Genomic DNA, 22,793 nt, shown 5'->3' on the forward strand with positions numbered 1-22,793 from the left:
CCGTCTGAGCATTCCGTGGAAATATCAACCAAATAATTGGTTAAAATGTTCAAGTAAGCAGGCTTTGCCGGCAAGCGGTTCATTTTGCCACGATTTTTGCAAAATCTCATGACTGAATAGCTTTTCATATTCCGCGGAAATCGGACGATAACTGATATGCCAAGGCTCATAGCCTACTTTCGCATTATGAATACCATCGAAAGGGAAATAAAAACCGAAACGCTCGGCATTATGATGAAGCCATTCGGCTAATGGCGCGAAATAACCACCGGTTTGGTATTCCCAAGGCTCGAGCTGTAAATTTTGCCCTTCCGGCAGCAAATCGGGATCAAAAATATCAATTTCCGTCCCCCAATGATGCCGGCTTGAACCAGGTACTGCCGACCAGCGCATCATCGCTTGAATTTTCTGTAAATCGTCCAATTTACTCATATCAATCGCACAGCCGTTATCATCATGTACCTTACGCTCCCCATTAAATTTTGCATTCCAAATTAGCATTTGGCGCTCGAAATCACGATAAGTGCTAGCCGGCTGTAAATTAAAACCGGCTTCTTTTGCCGCCTGCTGCAATGCAAGAAAAGCATCGACCACCTCAGCTTGCAGAAAGTGTTTATCCGATAACGGATTCGGCAACGACACAAGATGTTCGCGTGTTTTACCGGTTAGGATGTCGGTTAGATGTTGTATCATTGAAAAATCTCCTCTTTATTAAAGGGAAAGTTATTCGCCATTCAGTAAATTTTCCAGGATTTGATAATACACTTCGCCACATTTGCCAAGGTCATCAACATTAACACATTCATTCACTTTATGAATGGTGGCATTTAACGGCCCGAATTCAACGACTTCCGCTCCCATTAAAGCGATAAAACGCCCATCTGAAGTTCCACCGCCCGTATCTAAACGAGGGGTAATTTTTGTGACATTTTCGACCGCTTGTACCGCCGCTTTGACCAATTCGCCATTACCGGCTAAAAACGGTTTACCGGATAAATTCCAACTAATACGGTGTTTTAACTGATGTTTAGCTAACATTTCCGCCACTTTATTTTTGATCATGTCATCGGTGACTTCAGTACAATAGCGTAAGTTAAATTGCACATATAATTCGCCCGGAATCACATTATTACTGCCGGTTCCCGCTTTGATATTTGCAATTTGCAAACTGGTCGGTGGGAAAAATTCGTTACCATTATCCCATTGATAAGTGGTTAATTCGGTTAAAAAATTTAATGCCGTATGCACCGGATTTTCGGCTAAATGCGGATAAGCGACATGGCCTTGTACACCCTCGATATAAAGATCACCGGTAATTGAACCTCGTCTGCCGTTTTTAATGACATCCCCCAATACTTTGCCGCTGGAAGGCTCGCCCACGACACAATAGTGAATCGGTTCGCCTCTTGCCATCAGTGTTTCAACCACTTTTACCGTACCGTCTTTTGCTGCAGCTTCTTCATCGGAGGTAATTAATAACGCAATCGTGCCGGCATGGTTCGGATTTGCTTTAACAAATTCTTCTGCCGCAACAACCAGAGCGGAAAGAGAACCTTTCATATCTGCCGCACCACGTCCGTAAAGCATATTATCCACAATACGAGCTTCAAACGGAGGATAAGTCCATTGCACTTCATCACCAACCGGTACTACATCGGTATGCCCGGCAAATGCAATGACCGGATGAGTACTACCATGCTTTGCCCATAAATTTAACGTATCGCCGAATGGCAACCACTCGAGCGTAAAGCCTAACTGCTGCAAACGATCTGCAATCACTTGTTGACAGCCTTGGTCAGCCGGACTAATTGAGGGGCGACGAATTAAATCTTGTGCGAGGTTGATGATGTTGTTTTTCATATTCTAATTTTCCAAAAATAAATTATTTACCGAACGCTTGTTCATATTGTTTGACATCAAAGCCAATGAGCGCAATGCCGTCTTGTAAAATAATCGGACGTTTAATGAGGGTCGGTTGCTCTAATAGCACTTTTAATGCCGTTGTACGATCCAAATTATTTTTAACCGCTTCATCTAAATTACGCCAAGTAGTTGAGCGCTTGTTCACCAAAGCTTCCCAACCGAATCGGTTCTCAATTTGTTCAAGCCATTCAGCATTTAATCCTTCTACACGATAGTCATGTAAAACGGGTTGTAACTGATGTTCTTCAAGCCATTTCAGTGATTTTTTTACCGTATCACAATTTTTAATGCCATATACGCGTACTGTCATGATGGGTTCCTTTAAATTGGTTCGAAAAGTTGAATACTCTAGTGCTTTTTGTAGCGTGATACAAGGCTATCACAAAATATTCTCCAATAATTTATCGTGATTAATAAGTTAAAATTAAGACAATAAATTATAAAATTTGTAATGAAAAATTAAAAATAGTCTGTATAATTTGCGAACTCTTCTAAAAAGGTACTACCACTAATGAAAAAATTAACATTCAGGACGCTCACATTATTTATTGTGTTGCTGCTGACTGCTTGCGGAAGTTACACTGATTCGAATTCCTCTAATTCAAGAAAAGCAAAATATCAGATTTCGAATGAAGATGTAAAAAAATGGGTCATTGAAAAAAATAAATTTGAACAATGCCTCTATCCTAAGGAACGGAAATCTAAAGGTGCTAAATTATCCGAAGGTAATCGAATGTTGTATCAAATGGCTGTGTATCAGACAACCCTCAGCCAAGTGATTGGAGAAGATAACTATCTTATCTTGACACAAGATCCTGCTTCACAACGATATTTAGCTAAAAAATTACAACAACACGGACATTCGCAAAAAGCGCAATTTAGCCAAGTTTGGTGCAATACATTAAAAGCGACTTATTTACAGCCGACAAAAGCTAAGAAAGCGGTAGCTAAGCAAACTAATGTGAAAAAAGCCACAAACAAAAAGTCTAGAAAGACTAAGGCAATGAGAAGATCAGCGTCAGTTGTTAAAACTGACATTGATAGTATTGATAACCAAGATCAGTTAGATATCGCACAAGAAGAAGTGATTGAACCGGTAGCAATGCCATTTCAACCAGAAGAAAAAGAATCATCTTTCCAAGAACCACAAGCTCCAAGTGATCGAATTAAAGTCAATTGGGAACCGGTGAAAAACGAAGTGTATTCTTACTAAAGGCTAAACAAAAAGAGATGTGAATATTAACTCACATCTCTTTTTCATTTATTCACATTCCGCTACCGCCTGCCATACTTTCAACATATCCGCAGTTTCCGCCACATCATGTACTCGAATAATTTTAGCGCCGTTTTGCACCGCAATTAATGCACCGACAACTGAAGCTGTTACTCGCTGCTCAACCGGTTTACCGGTTATTGCACCCAACATCGACTTACGAGATAAACCGGCAAGTACCGGAAAACCAGCATCCGAAAAGGCTTTTAAATGTTTAAGTAGTGTAAAGTTATGCTGTACACTTTTACCAAAACCAAAACCGGGATCAAGAATAATATGTTCTTTTGGAATCCCAGCCGTGATACATTCAAAAATGCGTTGATTGAGAAAATCCGCCACTTCTTCCAATACATCATCATATTCGGGATTTTGTTGCATATTTTGCGGATTGCCTTGCATATGCATTAAACAAATCGGCAAACCTAATTCAACCGCAGTATCTAACGCATTCGGTTCGGTTAAAGCTCGAATATCATTGAGAATATCGGCTCCTGCTTCCGCTGACTGTTTAAACACTTCCGCTTTTGAGCTATCAACGGAAATCAAACAATCGAAACGTTTACGAACCGCCTCTACTAATGGTACAACACGTTCCAACTCTTGTTCCAATGTCACAAGTTCCGCATTAGGACGGGTTGATTCACCACCGATATCAATAATATCAGCCCCTTCATTCAACATTTTTTCCACTTGAAATAACGCTTTATCCAACGTGAAAAATTTACCCGAATCGGAAAAAGAATCGGGAGTGAAGTTTAAAATCCCCATAATTTTCGGCTGAGTTAAATCTAACAAGCGGTCTTTTTTTTGATAATTTTTGAAATGAATTTGCATTATTTCTTCTCTTGTAACACAACATAATTGGCTTGTATGTTGGTATGAAAACTAATAGGTAATCGTTCCCATTGATGAATATCTACTAACATTGGTAACAGGCTATTTTGGAATGCAGCTTGTAACTGAACAAGATCAGCATCGCCTTTTACCACAAGATTCAAATCACTTCCCTCGTGTCCATTACCATTTACACGGCTGCCATAAGCCCACACCTCTGCAAGCGGTGCATTTTCCGCCAAAATTTGCAAAATAACGGATAGATGTTTTGGCTTAACTGCTAATTTTTCAATCGGCTGACGCATCAAAAACCTCTTTCATTACACCGGCTAGTGTACGTAAATCAACTAAATAGTGGGGCAACATTGTTAATGTTTCTTCGACAAAAACCACCCCATAATCGTGGGCGGTAATATTACGATTTGCTCGGTAAGTTAACCAACGTTCAGTCGCAGCTTCGTCAAGTAAACCGTGTTTATTGGCATAGCGAAATAAGTCATTGAATACCAGACGATCTATTTCTCGTGGACTACCACTATACAATTTCAGTACTTTTCTAAGTAATTTCCCTGTCGTTTCTAAAGAAAGTTCAAAGCTCTTAATAGCTGCATTACGAAATAAATCATATAACACGGTCTCTTTAGGATCCGTTTCCGTTAAACGTAAAATGGCTTGTTCCAAAGTGTCTGCAGTATGTTGCAGATGCTCGACACTTAAACTCATCACAGCCTCCTGTTCTTAGCTATTTTTCTGTTCTCAACTTCGCCAATACACCTTTTAGGGTTTTATCCAATGGGGCGGTAATCAGCATTTCTTCGCCGGTTTTCGGGTGTTCGAAACGGATTGAATAGGCGTGTAAAAATAAACGGTGTAAACCGACCGCTTTCATTTTACTGTCGAATTCCGCTTCGCCGTATTTATCGTCTAAAGCAATCGGGTGTCCGGCATATTGGGTATGTACACGAATTTGATGAGTACGACCGGTTACCGGTGAAGCTTTAACTAAAGTCGCATTGGCATAGCGTTCTTCAATCGCAAAGCGAGTTTCGGACGGTTTACCTTCTTCGCTCACTTTGACAATACGTTCACCGCTTGCTAATTCATTTTTCAACAATGGCGCTCTAATCACTTTGACGTGCGATTGCCATTGTCCACGCACTAAAGCGAGATAATCCTTTTGTACCACTTTTTCACGCAGTTGCTCATGTAAATTACGTAATGCGGAACGTTTTTTAGCCACTAACAGAATACCGGACGTATCACGATCGATACGATGAACCAGTTCTAAAAATCTTGCTTGTGGGCGTAATGCACGTAATGCTTCAATCACGCCGAAACTCAATCCGCTCCCACCGTGAACCGCAATTCCGGACGGCTTGTTAATCACTAACATCACCTCGTCTTCATACAAAATTTGCTGTTCTAACTCGGCAACTTTATTCAATTTAGTGGAAATTGGTGCTTCGTTTTTCTCAGCGACACGCACCGGCGGCACACGTACAACATCGTTCTCTTGTAGTTTGTATTCCGGTTTGATTCTGCCTTTATTCACACGCACTTCGCCTTTACGCACAATGCGATAAATTAAACTTTTCGGCACGCCTTTCAATTTGGCGAGCAAGAAATTATCTAAACGCTGTCCGGCTTCATCATCACTAATGGTGAAAAACTGTACGCTGGCACTGATTACTTTTTCTGTGGTCATTGTTCTACTTCTTGATAAAAAATTTGTCGTAATTTTAACATAATCGCCCCTAGCAAGGCAGGCAAGCGGTCAGATTTATCGAAAATTTTACAAATAGCCTGCACTAATCATAATTTCGATTGTCATTAGTACGCATTTTATGCAAAATGCGCACCTTCAATTTCTCTGTCCTTCAACTTATTGAAGGACGCTAACATAAAGGAAAATCAAATGTCAGCAGAAAAAACCGCTGAAACAGCACAACATATTGATGTTGTTACTGAAACAACGAAAGTGATTGATAAAGTAAGCACTATGGATATGCAAACTTTATTGAACGATTGGGTTATCCCATACGGAACAAAGGTATTATTAGCCGTTGTTATTTTTATTGTCGGTAAATTCTTCGCTCGTTTAATCAGTAAGTTATTAGGCAAAGCAGCTTTAGCTTCAACTAAAGACGAAATGTTACAAAGCTTTGTTAGCTCAATCAGCTATTTCTTATTGTTATTAATTGTAGTGATTGCATCACTTTCACAATTAGGCATTAACACCAGTTCATTAGTGGCATTAATCGGTGCGGCAGGTTTAGCCATTGGTCTATCACTGCAAAACTCATTACAAAACTTTGCGGCAGGCGTGATGTTATTAATCTTCAAACCGTTCCGTAAAGGCGATTTAATCGAAACCGGCGGTATGACCGGTACGGTTGAGCAAATGGGCTTATTAGTATTGGAATTGCGTACTGGTGACAACAAAACCGTATTAATTCCAAACGGCAAAGTGTTTTCAGACAGTATCGTCAACTACTCTGCTAACGATGTTCGTCGTATTGATTTTATCTTTGATATTTCATACGAATCTAACTTAAAAGAGGCGAAAGAAATTGTATCTCGTCTCTTAGAAAATAACGCTTTAGTATTAAAAGATCCGGCATTTGTGGTAGCAGTCGGTGCATTATCGGCAAATAGTGTTCAGCTTGTAGTTCGCCCTTGGGTGAAAACAGCTGATTACTGGACAGCTTACTGGGGAATTACCGAAATGGTCAAACTTGAATTTGATAAAGCTGGTATCGAGATTCCATACAATCAGATGAATCTTCACCTTGCAGACAACAAAAGCCTTGCGATTGAAAATAAATAATCGCTAAATAGCTTACAAGCGGTCGGTTTTCTGGCAAATTTTGCAAAGAAACCGACCGCTTTTATTTTCTATTACTTCCCAATTGATGCTCATCCTACGCTTGCCTTCCGTTTATCTAGCCTCACATCCTCATTATTATTTATTCAAATCAAGAAAATGTGAAAATCATTACCCAAACACACTAAAGTCGCTTAGAATCTATACACATATAATATTTTTTAATAAAAATTTGTTTATTTTAGGAACGCAACATATGACAACACCACTCAACTTCGTGATGATCTCACCACACTTTCCGACCAATTTTGAGACGTTCGCCGTCCGAATGAAGGAAAAAGGCATTAATACTTTAGGTATCGCCGACACGCCTTATGAACAGCTCAGTGATAATTTAAAAGCGCATTTAACCGAATATTATCGTGTGGATAATATGGAAGATTACGATCAGGTTTATCGCGCGGTCGGTTACTTTGTACATAAATACGGACGTATCCACCGCATTGAATCGCATAACGAATATTGGCTTGAATTGGACGCTAAGTTACGTACCGATTTCAACGTGTTCGGTTATAAAAATGAGGATATGATCACAATTAAAACCAAAGCGCAAATGAAAGAAGTCTTTCGTAAAGCCGGTTTAAACGTAGCGAAAGGTCGTGTATTTAAAGATGAGCAGGACGCTCGTCAATTGGCAAAAGAGCTGAAATTCCCAGTGATCGTTAAACCGAACTCGGGTGTTGGCGCATCGGACACTTATAAAGTGCGTAACGAAGCGCAGTTAAATGAATTCTTCGCCGTTCAAAATCCGCAGGTTGAATATATTATGGAAGAATTTATTGACGGCGATATCGTGACCTTTGACGGTTTAACCGATCACGAAGGTAATATCGTGTTCTATTCCAGCCTTGAATACTCCGAAGCGGTATTAGACACCGTGGAAAAAGACGGTGATATGTTCTATTACGTACCACGCGAAACCTCACCGAAATTAGTCGAATTAGGCAAAATTTGTGTTGAAGCCTTTAAAGTGCGTGAACGTTTCTTCCACTTTGAATTTTTCCGTGTGAAAAAAACCGGTGATTTATTACCACTTGAAATCAACTGCCGTCCACCGGGCGGTTTAACCATTGATATGTGGAACTATGCGAATGATTTTGATGTGTTCCGTGAATACGCCAATATCGTGACGGAAAACAAATTCTATGCTGACATTACCCACCCGTGGAATGTCGTTTATATCTCACGTAAAGCGAATCAAAATTATGTGAATACTATTGAGGACGTTTGCCATAAATATGCCGACAATATTATCAGCGTACAAACCGTGCCGGGCGTATTTGCCAAAATTATGGGTGAGCATGGAATTTTAGTCCGCACCGAAACCATGGAACAGTTACGTGAAATTGTCCGTTTTGCACAACAAAAACAGTAAAGGAGCTAACAATGCATTTTGAAAGAAGAAGTCATTGGAGTGGTGAATTAGGTCGTGAAATGCACTTTAATGTATATGGTCATGCCGGTAAACCGGTAATCGTCTTTCCTTCCTCGGGAGGTAATCAAAACGAATACGGAAACTTCGGTATGATTGAGGCCTGCCGTGCGTTTATTGATCACGGTTTAATCAAGTTCTACACACCGGATTCCTACGATAGCGAATCGTGGTTGGCATTACACAAATCCGGCCACGATATGGCGTTGGCACATAACGCTTACGATCGTTATATCGTCCACGAATTAGTGCCGTTAATCCGCCACGAAGCAAATTGGAACGGTACGATGATCGCTACCGGCTGCAGTATGGGTGCATTCCATTCGGTAAATTTTGCACTTCGTCACCCTGATTTGTTTGATACCACCATTGCGCTCAGCGGTGTTTATGATGCCCGTTTCTTTACCGGTGAATTCTATGGCGATCCGACCGTCTATTTTAATTCGTCTATCGATTCGCTTTGGGGACAAAATGACGAGTGGTTCTTAAATCGTTACCGCCAAAATCATTTTATTATTGCGGTCGGACAGGGTGCTTGGGAAGAACAACACGTGGAAGATACCCGCCGTTTACAAGAAGCGTTCAATGCGAAAAACATTCCGGCTTGGTTCGATTATTGGGGACATGACGTAGAACACGACTGGCCGTCATGGCGTAAAATGATGCCGTATTTCTTAGGCAAATTGGCAGAGCAAAATATTATCTAAACACTCCTTCCCAAAATACAAGCGGTTAAATTCTGCAAAAAAATTGTAAAATTTAACCGCTTGTTTGCTTTCTTTGCTCGTCTATTTTCCCATTAACGAAAAGCTTAAAAATTCTACAAAATGATTTGCCCAATGTACTTCATGGTGGGTTTCATTTGCCATAATTTTTAAGCGAATATTATCAATTGGATGAAAAGTACGAAGTAGTGCTTGATAGTAATAAAGCGAGCTATTGATATAAGCCTGATTCATATTCGAAATATATTGCGCATCCATATCATCGCCCTCATTCGTGCCAACCTGAATAAACACTTTGCTTGCTTTATTCAGTGGGTGACGATGTACAAAATCCAAAAAGGCGGATTCGCTAAACCAAGACGCAGAAGAAAATACGCCTAAATGGCCGAAAGTATCCGGATAAGCTGCGCCCATATAAGCGGTAATAATGCCGCCCATCGAGCTACCGGCTAATAGCGTATGCTCACGTTGCGGTTTGGTTCGGTAGTGTGAATCAATAAACGGTTTCACCGTATTCACCACCCACTGCCCGTATTCCACACCCATACCGCCGGCATTGCGCGCCTCGGGCGTATGTCCGACATCGGTACGCCACGGTGCGTATTCGTCTAAGCGGTGTACCGTCGCATTATCGATCCCGACAATAATCAGTTTTGGAAATTCTTGGTGATTTTTAATAGTCGGGATGATTTTCCACGAATAACCCGAATAGGATTCTTTACTATAAAACACATTTTGCCCATCATGCATATAAAGTACAGGATAGGTTTGCCAATTCTCGTTGTGATAATCTTTCGGCAATAGCACACGAATACGGCGGTGATGATTGTAGTAAGGCACATACAGAAAATGCTCTTCCATTTTCAGATAGTATTTATCTAAGCTCATTTGATATCCCAACTTCAATGATTTTTAAACAAGATCGTAGCGTTTTTTGTTTCTGAAACACAAGCGGTTTTGTACAAAATTTAGCATGATTCGGAAGGGCTTTTTAGAAAAGAAACAAGCGGTCATTTTTTGGCAAAATTTTGCAGAAAAATAACCGCTTGAAATTAGCTTAGATTGAGTAGTCGTCTTTCAGTAAATGCTTATAGGCAAACAGATAAGACGCACCAACGAATGCCGCACCGCCGGTCACATTACCTAAGAACACCGGAATCATATTAAAGAAGAATTGCCCCCAAGTTACATCAGCGCCTGCCCAAATGCCCGCCGGAATAATAAACATATTCGCTACAAAATGTTGTAAACCGATTAATACGAAGGTCATCACTGGGAACCACATCGCTAAAATTCGCCCTGAGGTTTGTTTTGCGCCAAAGTAGAACCAAATGCCCATACAAACCATCCAGTTACAAGCAATTGCCGAGATAAATGCGCGACCGAAGTCCATATGCACTTTTGCTTCCGCAATCGCAATGGTTTTCGCTGCCGAAACACCTTCCGCCAAGCCGACATAATGCCCTAAGAAAAATGCCATAGTTACCGCACCGACTAAGTTACCTAAACTAACAATCACCCAGTTGCGGACTAATTTCGGTAAGCTGACTTTTTTACTGAATTTACCTAATGCCATCAGCATCATATTACCGGTCGCCAGCTCACCGCCACCAATCAAAATACAAATTAAGCAAATCGGGAAAACCGCTGCCCCCAATAAGTTAGCAAGTCCGCCCCACTCCGGCGGAATACCGCTGACCACTTTTAAATAAGCTATATAGCCGAAACTCACATAACCGCCACCAAGAAAACTCAAAATGGCAAGCATCTTTAAACTACTTTGTGATTTGGCAAAACTTTTGTCGATAACATCTTGTAGGATTTCGTGTGGGTAAAGGTCTCTGTTGTGCATAATGTAAATTAAATGTTAATTAAAGAATGGCAAAAATGTAACAGAGCGCTCAGCTTTAGAGAAAGAATCTGAGGTTATATATCACGCATTTTAGTTATATGTTTAAAAATGTGAGCTATCTCGCAAAATAAGCGGTCGAAATCACCAAAAATTTTGTAAATTCACTATCTGGGGGTATACTCCAAAGCGATATATACTTTTAGAAACAGGAGCATCTCATGCGTATTGATACCTCGGCACTTTGTGATATTTATTCTGATCAAGTTGATGTCGTAGAACCTATTTTCTCAAGCTTCGGTGGCGCATCGTCTTTTTATGGCAAGATCACCACAGTAAAATGCTTTGAAAACAACGGGTTAATTGCAGAAGTGCTGGAAGAAGAAGGTAACGGTCGTGTGCTGCTCGTAGATGGTGGCGGAGCGGTTCGCCGTGCGTTGATTGATGCGGAATTAGCTCAGTTAGCAGTCGATAACGGTTGGGAAGGCATTATTGTGTACGGTGCGGTGCGTCAACTTGATGTGTTGGAAACTTTAGACATCGGTATTCACGCGTTAGCACCGATTCCTGTTGGTGCCGATGACACGAACATTGGCGAAGTCGATACACCGGTTAACTTCGGCGGCGTGACATTCTTCCCGGAAGATTATGTTTATGCAGATCTCACCGGTATCATCCTCTCACCGGAACTTTTAGATCTCGCCGAATTAGAAGAATAAAATAGCGTAACGCAGAAACCGACCAATTGGTCGGTTTTTTTGTTGATTACATATTGAGATAAAACGCCTTAGTCAGCTGTTTAAACGCTTCGGTATATTGATTATCCGAATTATAAATCACCAATTCTTGCGCTTTAAGCGGCACATTTCTGAGCGAAAAACTCACGATCATCCGCTTAGGCTGTTGCCCTTGCTTAGTGATAATTTTGCAAATTTTTGTGCAAAACAGACCACTTGTTTGGCTCTGTACTCGCAATTTTTCTGCTGCATCAAAAGGTAAAATAAAAGTAATTTCACCTTGTTCCGATAACCATTGTTTTGCTTGTAACAACCAAGCCAAATGACTTTGTGTCGCAGCTCGTGCTAAATCTCGGGCATGCGATCGTGAAGCCAAACTATCAGCGAAATAGGGCGGATTAGAAACAATCAAATCGAATTTCTTAGCAAAATGATGCTGCAATACATCACCTTGATAGACTTGTAAGCGGTCAGAAAATGCAGAATTTTGGCAATTTTCGACCGCTTGTTGATAAGCGTTCAAATCTAATTCAAGCGCTGTAATTTGCGTTGTTTCAACCGTTCGCTGCGCTAACATCACCGCCACTAAACCGGTGCCGGTACCGAGATCTAAGATCTGATCAACCCCCGCCACATCTGCGCTTGCACCTAATAAGATCCCGTCCGTATTCACTTTCATTGCACATTTATCATGTGCGATAAAAAACTGCTTAAATTGAAAACCTTGCGATTTACTCATCTTGTGCCGTCTTCATCCAAAAATAAAATATCCACTATAATCGCATTGTTTGTTTGCTTCTACAACTGATCAGAACTAGAATAAGTATTGAATTTTTATTCATTATCAATGCCAAATATTTGGTTTCTTTAAGCATCACAAAAATACAAATCAGTAAGGAATGAAGATGAAATTAGTGAAGCAACTCGGTTTTTCCGCATTTGTACTGGCAACGATTGCCGCTTGTGTGAACACCCACCAAATGAATAGCAAAGCAGAACAAGGCTATATGCAAATGAAGCAACAGAATGCGCAAGCAATCGATAGAACTTCTACGACCGCAAAACGTGTACAAACCATATTCAATCGCATGAAACCTCATGCCGAGCAAGCCAATACAACGGGTGTACCGTTCAATTGGGAAATTACCGTATTCCGTTCAAAAGAGTTAAACGCATGGGCAATGGCAGGTGGAAAAATGGGCTTTTACACCGGGCTTGTTGAGCGCCTAAATATGACGGATGATGAAATTGCAACCGTTATGGGACACGAAATGGCACACGCATTGCAAGAACATAGTAAATCAGCTTATAACGTCGAAATGACGACCGGTATTTTAGGTGCGGTAGCCGATGCAGCAGTGTCTGTTGCAATTGGGGCAGACACCGGTGGTTTAGTCAGTACAGGTACGGATTTAATCGTGAATAAACCTTTCTCTCGCAGCCAAGAAACTGAAGCGGATGAAATCGGTTTAATGCTAATGGCACGTGCAGGTTATAACCCTTCCGCTGCACCAAATGTATGGGTAAAAATGAGTAAAGCGGCTGGTAATTCAGGCATTTCTATCTTCTCAACTCACCCATCTAATGAAGAACGTCAAGCAAACCTTGAACGTCTTCTTCCGGAAGCGATGAAAGTATATAAAACCAGCAAAAACTAGTTCGTTATACTCCATATCACTAAAAGCAGATCATTAAACACGATCTGCTTTTCTTTTTGCTCAAAAAACAATCAATAAATTTCTTCTCTTTTTAACACATGTGCATAACCGCATAACCCATTGTTTTTATTATATAATTTATCTATTTACCTCTGCTGTTTAAAGTTATTCACGATCATTATTCCGATCTATCACACTTTTATCCACAGATGATGGGGATAAATAGTCCACCAATGTGAATAAAACCCCACACTGGTTGCATAATCTGGAAGGTTATCCATATACTTGCTGAATTATTCTCTAAAACCGCTGATCTATCTACTAAAAAAGATCGCATATTGATCTAAAATAAACCTGCATTATCCAGTAAATAAAAACAAGGAGTTAACGAAGTTATTCGATTAGAATACGCATTCGCTTGACAACTTATCCACAGAGTTATCTACAAAATTGGCTTTAAAGGTTGTTCTAAGGCGTAAAGTGTGAAACAATCTCACCTATTTTCTCTATTACCTAAAAGAAATAAGGTGGTTAAGTGATCGATTTCGATGGCTACCGCCCAAATGTTGGTATCGTCATTTGTAATAAAGCAGGACAAGTTCTGTGGGCAAAACGGTTTGGACAAAACTCTTGGCAATTTCCGCAAGGCGGAATTAACGAGGGCGAAAACATTGAAACGGCAATGTACCGTGAGCTCTATGAAGAAGTCGGCTTAACCAAAAAAGATGTACGATTATTATGGGCGTCTAAATATTGGCTGAAATATAAATTACCCAAACGCTTAGTGCGTAGTGATGGCTCTCAGCCGGTGTGTATCGGGCAAAAACAACGTTGGTTTTTGCTACAACTTCTCAGTGATGAAAATTCGATTGATTTAAAAACAACCAAAAGTCCAGAGTTTGACGGTTGGCGTTGGGTGAGCTTTTGGTATCCGGTGCGTCAGGTGGTTTCGTTTAAGCGAGATGTGTATCGCAAAGTGATGAAAGAATTTGCCGGTGTGTTATTAAATGAATCGAAAAAAGTAGAAACAGTTGAAAAACCACGTATAGAACGTACGGAAAAACGAGATGTTCAAAAACGTGACTATCAAAAACGCGAATTTCGCAAACCTAGCCGTGCGTGGAATAATCAGCAACAGAAAGGAAAATCGTAATGATAGAAGTATTTTTGAGTTGTCTTGCATTAGGTACAATCGTCGGCTTTTTAGCCGGTTTATTCGGTATTGGCGGCGGTTTAATTATCGTGCCAAGCTTAGTTTACTTATTGCCGATGGCGGGCGTAACGCCGGAAAACTTGATGTCTGCCGCGCTAGGCACCTCATTTTCAACCATTGTAATTACCGCATTTTCCTCGGCACAACGTCATCACAAATTGGGTAATGTAGATATACAAGTCAGCAAGTATTTCATTCCTGCTTTAATGACTTCCGTGTTTCTTGCAGGCTTGGTCATCAGTAATTTAGATGCCAAATTAATGTCGAAAATATTTGCAATCATGGTGTTGTATTTAGCGGCAAGAATGTTGTTTTCTTTGAAAAAAACACCTCAAATTAAACCGCTTACCACTCAATCTACTATCATAGCTGGTGGTGTGATTGGTATGTTATCAAGTATGGCGGGGATTGCCGGCGGTGCATTTATCGTACCATTTCTAAATAGCCGTGGTTTTGAAATGAAACGGGCTATCGGTACTTCATCATTCTGCGGCGCATTTTTAGGTTTGTCCGGTACGATTAGTTTTATTGTAAGCGGTTGGAATATTGAAATGCCGGATTATTCGCTTGGGTATGTTTATCTACCAGCATTATTCGGCATTACATTAACCTCTTATTTTACTTCTAAACTGGGAGCGAATGCGGCAAATGTGTTACCAGTCGCAATCTTGAAAAAAGCCTTTGCGGTGATGTTAGTTGCGATTGCGGTTAATATGTTTTTAAAATAGCTCGATTTTACTTACTCCCCTCTACCTCAGAGGGGAATTTTTTTAAAGGAACAATATGAACGAACAATTTATTCAATTTCCACAAATTGATCCGATTATTTTTAGCCTTGGTCCAATCTCCCTACGTTGGTACGGTTTGATGTATTTAATCGGTTTCGGTTTCGCTTATTGGCTAGGTATGCGCCGTGCAAAAAATTCCAACGGCGTTTGGACAACCGAACAAGTTGATCAGCTTATTTATACCTGCTTCTGGGGCGTGGTATTAGGTGGGCGTATCGGTGATGTGTTTTTCTATAATTTCGACCGCTTGTTACAGGACCCAATGTTCTTATTCCGTATTTGGGAAGGCGGTATGTCATTCCACGGTGGTTTAATCGGTGTGATTGTTGCAATGATTTGGGTTTCGTTCCGCCAAAAACGCAGCTTCTGGCAAACATCAGATTTTATTGCGCCACTGATTCCGTTCGGGCTTGGTATGGGACGTATCGGTAACTTTATCAATGATGAACTTTGGGGACGTGTCACCGATGTGCCTTGGGCGGTATTATTCCCAAGCGGCGGTTATTTACCTCGTCATCCTTCGCAGCTCTATGAGTTTTTCTTAGAAGGCGTGGTATTGTTCTTTATTCTCAATGGGTTTATCAAAAAAGCTCGTCCGGCAGGTTCGGTGGCAGGACTGTTCTTAATCGGTTACGGTGTGTTCCGCTTCTTAGTCGAATATGTGCGTGATATCGACCCGAACGTAAACACGGTAGATGATTTGATTACGCGAGGACAGTTATTATCATTACCAATGATTATCGGCGGACTAGCGATAATAATCTGGGCATATTCTCGTAAAAAAGCATAATGACAAGCGGTTGAATTTGGTGGAAATTTTGCAAATTTCTAATGAAATTCAACCGCTTTTTTATCGCCTAAATTTTGCGATCGTGATCGAAAACACACAAAATTGAGATTGAATCTACCGTGAGATTTTGTAGGCTATGCTTCAAAAAAAGGAGCTGATATGTGGAATCTATTTCAACAACCGGTCGAAAGAGAGTCGTTTGAATCTTGGGGAAAAATGTGTGATGATATTGCGAAAGTCGCATTATTGGCGTTGCCGGTAATCTTATATAGCAAAGAATCATTGGAATTCCGTAGTCTAAATATTTTATTTTTATGTATTATCGCCTACGCTTGTTTAACTATCGGAAGAATTTTTCGTCGTGCGTTTAAGGAGAAATAAAATGGGTTTAACATTAGGATTGGCTATTCTTGCCATACTATCCCTTGCCGCATTAATTTTTGCAAATTATGCTGTAAAACATTCAAAATAGCCAAAAAGCCGTAACCTCTGATTGTTACGGCTTTTTTATTTGCTAAAATTAGCTTCAACTGAATTTAGATAAGGAAAAAGTTATGACTACAAAATATAAAGTAATTGGTTTCGATCTTGACGGTACATTAGTAAATACCCTACCGGATTTAACTTTGGTGGTTAATTCGATGTTTGCCGAACATGGTCTGCCGACTACCACTCAAGAAAAAGTATTAACTTGGATTGGTAAAGGTGCGGATATTTTCTTTCAAAATGCGATTGCTTATACAGGACAAGTGTTTGAAGCACAAAAATTAGTGCAGCTACGCACCAGTTTCGATAAATATTATGCGACTTATATTTGTGAAGAAAGTGTACTTTATCCAAATGTAAAACAGACATTAGAAACCTTAAAAGCACAAGGTTATACGCTTGTGGTCATCACAAATAAACCAACCAAATTAGTTGAGCCGGTATTAAGCGCATTCGGGATTTTTGAATTATTCAGCGAATATTTAGGCGGACAATCGTTACCGAAAATCAAACCGCATCCGGATCCGATGTTGTATATCTGTGAAAAATTTGCGATTCAGCCAAGTGAAATGTTATTTGTCGGCGATTCGGAAAATGACGTGATTGCCGCCAAAGCCGCCGGTTGTGATGTGGTCGGCTTAACTTACGGCTATAACTACAACGTACCAATCGAGCAATCAAACCCAACCTTCGTTACCGGTGAATTTGCCGATGTCTTAAAGTTTGTCAGCTAATTCTGCTCATAACAAGCGGTCAAATTTCCTAATCCTTTTGCAAAAAATTTATGGAATTTGACCGCTTGTGCTTTTATCGAATGGCAATAAAGGCTAAGATAAGTCCATTCGTTTCTAATTTAACAAGAGATTATAAAAAATGACCAAACCTATTGTATTTAGTGGTGTGCAGCCATCGGGCGAATTGACGATCGGGAACTATTTAGGCGCATTGCGTAACTGGGTGAAAATGCAAGACGATTACGATTGCCTTTTCTGTATTGTTGATTTACACGCCATTACCGTACGCCAAGATCCGGCAGCGTTACGTAAAGCATCTTTAGACGTATTAGCCCTTTATTTAGCTTGTGGTATCGATCCGAATAAAAGCACGATTTTCATTCAATCGCACGTACCAGAACATACTCAATTAGCGTGGGTATTAAATTGCTACACTTATTTCGGTGAAATGAGCCGTATGACCCAATTTAAAGATAAATCGGCACGTTATGAAGAAAACGTAAACGTGGGCTTATTTACTTACCCTGTATTAATGGCAGCGGATATTTTACTTTATCAAGCAAATCAAGTGCCGGTTGGTGATGACCAAAAACAACACTTAGAAATTACTCGTGATATCGCCAACCGTTTTAATGCGCTATATGGCAAAAAAGATGCGGAAGGTAATGTAGTTGAGCCGGTTTTCCAAGTACCGGAAGTGTTTATTGCGAAAGCCGGCGCGCGAGTGATGTCATTGCTTGAACCAACCAAAAAAATGTCGAAATCAGATGACAACCGTAATAATGTCATCGGTTTATTAGAAGACCCGAAAGCGGTTGCGAAGAAAATCAAACGTGCGATGACCGATGGCGATGAGCCGCCTGTGGTACGTTATGACCGTGAAAATAAAGCCGGCGTATCAAACTTATTAGATATTCTTTCTGCGGTAAGTGGTAAAACCATTGCGGAATTAGAAGCGGAATTTGAAGGTAAAATGTATGGTCATTTAAAAACCGAAGTAGCGGAACAAGTTTCGGCACTTCTAACGGATCTTCAAGAGCGTTATAACCACTTCCGTCAAGATGAAGCGTTACTCGAAAAAATCTTCCGAGAAGGGGCGGAAAAAGCTAGAGTACGAGCAAGAAAAACACTTGAAGAAGTGTATAAATTAGTCGGATTCGTACAATAAAAAAGCGTTTAATATATATTTAAGGCTAAATTGGAAACAATTTAGCCTTTTTATTTGCTCAAAATGTGATTATTTTTATTTATCAAATTTAATCATATTCATAATAATGATCAGATTATATTGATTTTACTCTTCCTTTTTGTTTTAATCCTAGCCCCCTTATTTTTTAAATATTTATTAAAAGGATCCGTAATAAATATTTAATTTTAGATGGGGGGATATTTTCAAATGTATTAGAAGGAAACTAAAACATGAAAAGCAAGAGCTTAGTTGTTGCGATGGCAACAATGTTAGCCTTATCAACCGAGGCAGATGCAAGTAAGCTAGCCAGCGAGCTTGCGACCACTGCGAGATATTATCCGAATGCGGCGAATAGCTATAATAAATATTCGTCAATGTATTCAGGATATTATACGAATAATAACAATCGGAATTATTATTCGTCTTGGTTTAATCCAGCTCGCTATCGGGGTACTATTACCCGAACGGTAACGACCAAAATAAATGGTGTCATCGTTACCAAAATTTATACAACAGTAAATGGTAGAACCACTGTTCGAGTTATTATCTCAGATGGTAAACCAACTGTTGTAAATAAACCGACAACACCGCCAACAAGGCCTGTCGTAGATACCAAACCGGTTGTAACGCCAACTCAACCGGTAGTTGACAAAAAACCGGTTGAGACACCAACTCGACCAGTTATCGACAAAAAGCCTGTTGAGCCTCCAGTTCAACCTGTAGTGGACAAGAAACCTGTTGAGACGCCTACTCGACCGGTTGTTCGTAATCCGGTTGAAAACCCAAGCCAGCCTATCGTAGATACGAAACCGGTTGTTGATACGCCAACGCAACCTATCGTAGATACTAAGCCGGTTCGTGAACCTGAACCACCTATCTCTGATACAGGTCCTATCATTATTCGTCCAAGTAAGCCTATCGCAACACGCTCTCCAATTGTTGCATCTGATGTGCCTACTCGAGGCGAACAATGGAATGACCGTTCACGCGGTTATAACTTACACGATCCAAATAACAAGGCCAATGTTACCTTGGATGGTAGTGGTGTAATCGTTGGTATTTTAGATAGCGGCTTTAAAAACTATCTGATGGCAAACGATATCGAGAAAAAATTCGGTCATCGTGCTGAAATCATTGAAACAGGCCGTTCTGCGCCTTCATCGGCAACTCACGGTATTATGGTGGCAGAAATGGTGGGTGGTGGTACATCAAACAACGGTGTAGCACCGAAAGCTAAACTACTTTTAGCGGATATTACTCGAACCACCGCCAATGGTTCAGGTTTATTGGCTAGCGCTTCATTTTATAACGATTTATGGAATAGAGGTGCGAGAATCTTCAATCAGTCATATGGTATTCCAAAACCATTAACTTACTTTAACAATGATAGTCGTTCTATGTACTATTACGAACGCCAATTCGATAGTAGCATCTTGAATGTCTATAAAAATAAAGTAAAAGACGGCGGTTTATTTATTTGGGCTGCGGGTAATAACCGTGGTGATAAAGATCCGAGCGTTCAAGCAGGTTTACCTCACTATATGCCGGAATTGGAGAAGGGTTGGATTTCTGTTGTTGCGTTAGCGACAAGAAGCTCTAACAGTTTAGGTAATTTTGAATGGAGCAATTTATTACCATACTCTCAAGCGGGTGTGGCGAAAAATTGGACCGTTTCAGCAATGGGCGACTACGTTTTCAACTTAAGAGGTAGCAACGTAGTATCAAGTGGTTCATCATTTGCTGCGCCGGCCGTAACTGGTACTGCAGCATTAGTGAAACAAAAATACCCTTGGATGGATGGTAACTTAATCAAACAATCTATCTTAACCACAGCAACCGATATCGGTGCGCGTGGTGTAGATGATGTATATGGTTGGGGTTTACTCAATGTTGAAAAAGCTACCAAGGGTCCTGCACGTTTTGACAAAGGCCTAGCATTTGCAGATAACGTGACTGTTAATATCCCAAATGGACGTTATGAGTTCTCGAATGATATTGACGGTAACGCCGGCTTAGTTAAAAATGGTAAGGGTGAACTTGTCTTATCAGGTGCAAGTACTTTTGAAGGTGTAACAACCTTAAACGAAGGTGCTATCACCATTAACGGTAAGAAATATGCGTCAAAAGTCAATGTAGGTAATCGTGGTACTTTAGTTGCAAACAGTACAACGTTAGAAAATGGCGTAAATAACGAAGGTACGTTTGTTAACCAAGGTTATTCAACCATCAACAATAACTACATCGCTTCAGCGCAAAGTACGTTAGTGTCAGATTTAGGTTCTAACTTAAATGTGAAAGGTGAAGTAGATTTAAATAATTCAACTTTAGCACTAACCGCAGAAAAAGATGGTAAAGCACAATATGTTACAGCGAAAGGTGTAACTACTTCTGCAATTACCTCTGATACTGCAATTAAAGGCAACTTTAGTGCGATTGAAACTTCTGGCTTATTAAATGCGACGGCAGTTAAAACCAGTGAGAATGAGATCAGTGCAACAGTTAGCCGTAAAAATGTTGCAGATTATGTGAACAAAACAACCTCTGGCGAAGCAATGTGGGAAAATGTTGCTATGGCGTTAGAAAACAGTTTCACTACTTTAGATTCACAAATTGAGGAAAATAAAGGCACAACAACTGCAACGAATGACTCTTTTGCACAACAAGCGGCTGTTTTACAAAATAGCATTGCAAATGCTAATACGCAAAGCGTAGTCTTAGATAGCTTATCTGGTCAAATTTATGCGTCAGCGCAGGCGCTTACTTTTGAAAATGCAGAAACAGTAAACAAAGACTTATCTAACCGTTTAGTGATGCTTGGTGCATTAGATAATATCGGTAACACCGCAGGTGTGTGGGTAACCGGTATTTACGGAAACGGTACCTTAAAAGAAGCAGGATTCGGTGAAGGTAAAACAAATACCTATGCAGGCCAACTAGGTTTTGATAAACAATTCACTGACGATGTTATTTTAGGTGCTGCGCTTAATTACTCAAAAGCGGATGTAAGCTTCAACCGTTACGGTGGTAGCTCAAAAGCGGATGGAATTGGTGCGTCTTTATATGCTCGTGTAGGTAACAAGCACAAAACACCTTGGTATGTACAAGGTCGTGTAGGTTACGGCAGTGTTGATTCAGATGTCGAACGTAATATTATTTTGGCGGATAATAACGTGAGTACAGCAAAAATTAACCACCGTGATAAAGTGCTTTCTGCTTATGTAGAGTCAGGCTATGACTTCAAAATGGGTAATCTTGCATTTACACCGTTTGTCGGTTTAAATCACGATGTTGTCAGACGTGGCGCATTTAGTGAGGAAAACAGTCAATTCGGTTTAACTGCAGATAAAGCAACCTATAAACAAACTAGCGGACTTGTTGGTTTACGTACGTCATTAGATGTAAACGTTGCAGGGATGAAAACAACCCTTCAAGGTTATGTAAATCACCAAAAAGCGTTTAATGATGAAGATCTTAGCTTTAAAGCAAGCTATACCGGTTTACAAGATGCGAAATTCGATGTGAAAGGTATCGGTCTTGCGAAAAGCAAAACGTGGGTTGGTGTAGGTGCATTAACCGAAGTGAACAAAAACACCTCGTTATATGTTAACTACGATTTAAAACTTACGAAAAGTAAAGGTCATAACAATGTTGTGACTGCTGGTGTGAGAGTAACTTTCTAAGCCAGTATTTACTGATAAGAACACTATGAGCGCTAGACGTAGCGCTCATATTTTTTTGCAAAATTTCGGGGAAAAACGACCGCTTATTTCAGCAAGTCTTTTAGGCTGGATTTCATTTTTTCCATCTGATCCAAATAGATATGTTGATTCTCCAACTCATCAATCAAATGATTGATAGCTTCGGACAACGTCATCTCTCTTTCCTTCGAATACTTCGATAAACGTAACCAACTCGCATATTCTAAATCGATCGATTTTTTCTTCGTCGTTGGTTTCTCCGCATTAAAAAAACGCTTACGCTTGGCACGAATCGACTGGCGCATTTTCTTACGTTGCTCCGCCGTCATCTCCATTTTAATCCATTGCTCGATTTCTTCCGGCGAATGTTGAAGCGTCGTTAAAAGTTGGACTTTCAGCTCAATCAAACTGGTTTCTTCGTACTTAGTGATATTTTCACCTTCTCGATGCTTTTTGAGCAAATACTTCCATTTCCAATTCGCTTCTTGAATCTCTAACTTTTGATAGCGCATTTTCTTCTCTTCACAGTGCTTAAACTTAGGCAAGTATAACGGAATTCTGTATAATAAACCAAATTTCT

General features: G+C 40.2%; 24 protein-coding genes. 13 read left to right on the forward strand and 11 right to left on the reverse strand.

Annotation, left to right across the window (positions count from 1 at the left end; translation table 11 throughout):
- Window positions 1–24: 24 nt before the first annotated feature.
- From EL121_RS04525 to EL121_RS04535, 3 genes are read right to left on the reverse strand one after another with little or no spacing between them, the layout of a single operon-like run.
- Window positions 25–693, reverse strand: coding sequence for a M15 family metallopeptidase (locus EL121_RS04525; RefSeq protein ID WP_039198035.1), 669 nt, complete (start codon window positions 691–693; stop codon window positions 25–27).
- 30 nt (window positions 694–723) lie between these two features.
- Complete coding sequence (gene dapE, locus EL121_RS04530; RefSeq protein WP_039198037.1) at window positions 724–1,860, reverse strand: succinyl-diaminopimelate desuccinylase; 1,137 nt, start codon at window positions 1,858–1,860, stop codon at window positions 724–726.
- Between the two features lie 22 nt (window positions 1,861–1,882).
- Entirely contained in the window at window positions 1,883–2,233 is a 351-nt protein-coding gene (locus EL121_RS04535) for an ArsC family reductase (protein WP_039198038.1), read from the reverse strand.
- 201 nt (window positions 2,234–2,434) lie between these two features.
- On the opposite strand from EL121_RS04535, the gene EL121_RS04540 reads away from it, so the two are divergent.
- Window positions 2,435–3,136, forward strand: coding sequence for a DUF5358 family protein (locus tag EL121_RS04540; RefSeq protein WP_039198039.1), 702 nt, complete (start codon window positions 2,435–2,437; stop codon window positions 3,134–3,136).
- A 48-nt stretch (window positions 3,137–3,184) separates the two neighbouring features.
- Here EL121_RS04540 and folP read toward each other — a convergent pair whose 3' ends face one another.
- From folP to rluC, 4 genes are read right to left on the reverse strand one after another with little or no spacing between them, the layout of a single operon-like run.
- Window positions 3,185–4,030: a dihydropteroate synthase gene (gene folP / locus EL121_RS04545; protein WP_039198040.1), complete on the reverse strand. Its 846-nt coding sequence runs from the start codon at window positions 4,028–4,030 to the stop codon at window positions 3,185–3,187.
- Complete coding sequence (locus EL121_RS04550; protein WP_039198042.1) at window positions 4,030–4,335, reverse strand: nucleotidyltransferase family protein; 306 nt, start codon at window positions 4,333–4,335, stop codon at window positions 4,030–4,032. The genes folP and EL121_RS04550 overlap by 1 nt, the downstream gene beginning before the upstream one ends.
- Window positions 4,319–4,753, reverse strand: coding sequence for a nucleotidyltransferase substrate binding protein (locus EL121_RS04555; RefSeq protein WP_039198044.1), 435 nt, complete (start codon window positions 4,751–4,753; stop codon window positions 4,319–4,321). The genes EL121_RS04550 and EL121_RS04555 overlap by 17 nt, the downstream gene beginning before the upstream one ends.
- A 19-nt stretch (window positions 4,754–4,772) precedes the next feature.
- Window positions 4,773–5,735 (reverse strand): 23S rRNA pseudouridine(955/2504/2580) synthase RluC, encoded by a 963-nt coding sequence (gene rluC / locus EL121_RS04560; protein WP_039198047.1) that lies wholly within the window; start codon window positions 5,733–5,735, stop codon window positions 4,773–4,775.
- 210 nt (window positions 5,736–5,945) lie between these two features.
- Here rluC and EL121_RS04565 point away from each other — a divergent pair, with 210 nt between their 5' ends.
- The 3 genes from EL121_RS04565 (at window position 5,946) to EL121_RS04575 (ending at window position 9,053) form a co-directional block, all read left to right on the forward strand.
- Window positions 5,946–6,857, forward strand: a complete 912-nt coding sequence (locus EL121_RS04565; RefSeq protein WP_039198049.1) for a mechanosensitive ion channel family protein — start codon at window positions 5,946–5,948, stop codon at window positions 6,855–6,857.
- 253 nt (window positions 6,858–7,110) lie between these two features.
- Window positions 7,111–8,289: an ATP-grasp domain-containing protein gene (locus tag EL121_RS04570; protein WP_039198050.1), complete on the forward strand. Its 1,179-nt coding sequence runs from the start codon at window positions 7,111–7,113 to the stop codon at window positions 8,287–8,289.
- Between the two features lie 11 nt (window positions 8,290–8,300).
- A complete protein-coding gene (locus tag EL121_RS04575) occupies window positions 8,301–9,053 on the forward strand; it encodes an esterase family protein (RefSeq protein WP_039198053.1) in 753 nt (250 codons plus the stop codon).
- Between the two features lie 81 nt (window positions 9,054–9,134).
- Here EL121_RS04575 and EL121_RS04580 read toward each other — a convergent pair whose 3' ends face one another.
- Together EL121_RS04580 and EL121_RS04585 are read right to left on the reverse strand one after the other, a co-directional pair.
- On the reverse strand, window positions 9,135–9,959 hold the full coding sequence (locus EL121_RS04580; protein WP_014992276.1) for an alpha/beta hydrolase: 825 nt from the start codon (window positions 9,957–9,959) through the stop codon (window positions 9,135–9,137).
- Window positions 9,960–10,128: 169 nt separating this feature from the next.
- Window positions 10,129–10,923, reverse strand: coding sequence for a formate/nitrite transporter family protein (locus tag EL121_RS04585; protein ID WP_039198055.1), 795 nt, complete (start codon window positions 10,921–10,923; stop codon window positions 10,129–10,131).
- Window positions 10,924–11,141: 218 nt separating this feature from the next.
- Here EL121_RS04585 and rraA point away from each other — a divergent pair, with 218 nt between their 5' ends.
- Window positions 11,142–11,639 carry a ribonuclease E activity regulator RraA gene (rraA, locus tag EL121_RS04590; protein ID WP_039198058.1) on the forward strand — a complete coding sequence of 166 codons (498 nt, stop codon included), beginning with the start codon at window positions 11,142–11,144 and terminating at the stop codon, window positions 11,637–11,639.
- Between the two features lie 46 nt (window positions 11,640–11,685).
- Here rraA and EL121_RS04595 read toward each other — a convergent pair whose 3' ends face one another.
- Entirely contained in the window at window positions 11,686–12,396 is a 711-nt protein-coding gene (locus EL121_RS04595; RefSeq protein WP_039198060.1) for a tRNA1(Val) (adenine(37)-N6)-methyltransferase, read from the reverse strand.
- A 166-nt stretch (window positions 12,397–12,562) separates the two neighbouring features.
- Between EL121_RS04595 and EL121_RS04600 the strand changes: the two genes are divergently transcribed.
- The 8 genes from EL121_RS04600 (at window position 12,563) to EL121_RS04635 (ending at window position 22,195) form a co-directional block, all read left to right on the forward strand.
- Complete coding sequence (locus EL121_RS04600; protein WP_039198062.1) at window positions 12,563–13,315, forward strand: M48 family metallopeptidase; 753 nt, start codon at window positions 12,563–12,565, stop codon at window positions 13,313–13,315.
- Window positions 13,316–13,850: 535 nt separating this feature from the next.
- A complete protein-coding gene (rppH, locus tag EL121_RS04605; RefSeq protein WP_039198064.1) occupies window positions 13,851–14,468 on the forward strand; it encodes an RNA pyrophosphohydrolase in 618 nt (205 codons plus the stop codon).
- Window positions 14,468–15,256 (forward strand): sulfite exporter TauE/SafE family protein, encoded by a 789-nt coding sequence (locus EL121_RS04610; protein ID WP_039198065.1) that lies wholly within the window; start codon window positions 14,468–14,470, stop codon window positions 15,254–15,256. Before rppH ends, EL121_RS04610 begins: the two co-directional genes overlap by 1 nt.
- 55 nt (window positions 15,257–15,311) lie before the next feature.
- Window positions 15,312–16,106 (forward strand): prolipoprotein diacylglyceryl transferase, encoded by a 795-nt coding sequence (lgt, locus tag EL121_RS04615; RefSeq protein ID WP_039198067.1) that lies wholly within the window; start codon window positions 15,312–15,314, stop codon window positions 16,104–16,106.
- A gap of 159 nt (window positions 16,107–16,265) precedes the next feature.
- The gene (locus tag EL121_RS04620; protein WP_039198069.1) at window positions 16,266–16,487 is read left to right on the forward strand and encodes a hypothetical protein; all 222 of its coding nucleotides are present in this window, start codon (window positions 16,266–16,268) and stop codon (window positions 16,485–16,487) included.
- A 173-nt stretch (window positions 16,488–16,660) separates the two neighbouring features.
- Entirely contained in the window at window positions 16,661–17,326 is a 666-nt protein-coding gene (locus EL121_RS04625; protein WP_039198070.1) for a phosphoglycolate phosphatase, read from the forward strand.
- Window positions 17,327–17,465: 139 nt separating this feature from the next.
- The gene (trpS, locus tag EL121_RS04630; protein WP_039198072.1) at window positions 17,466–18,494 is read left to right on the forward strand and encodes a tryptophan--tRNA ligase; all 1,029 of its coding nucleotides are present in this window, start codon (window positions 17,466–17,468) and stop codon (window positions 18,492–18,494) included.
- Between the two features lie 251 nt (window positions 18,495–18,745).
- Window positions 18,746–22,195, forward strand: a complete 3,450-nt coding sequence (locus EL121_RS04635) for an autotransporter domain-containing protein (RefSeq protein ID WP_039198074.1) — start codon at window positions 18,746–18,748, stop codon at window positions 22,193–22,195.
- Window positions 22,196–22,278: 83 nt separating this feature from the next.
- On the opposite strand, the gene matP is transcribed toward EL121_RS04635, so the two are convergent.
- Complete coding sequence (gene matP, locus EL121_RS04640) at window positions 22,279–22,725, reverse strand: macrodomain Ter protein MatP (protein WP_039198076.1); 447 nt, start codon at window positions 22,723–22,725, stop codon at window positions 22,279–22,281.
- Between the last annotated feature and the right edge of the window lie 68 nt (window positions 22,726–22,793).

The sequence above is a fragment of the Actinobacillus equuli genome (assembly GCF_900636745.1).
Lineage (GTDB): Bacteria > Pseudomonadota > Gammaproteobacteria > Enterobacterales > Pasteurellaceae > Actinobacillus > Actinobacillus equuli.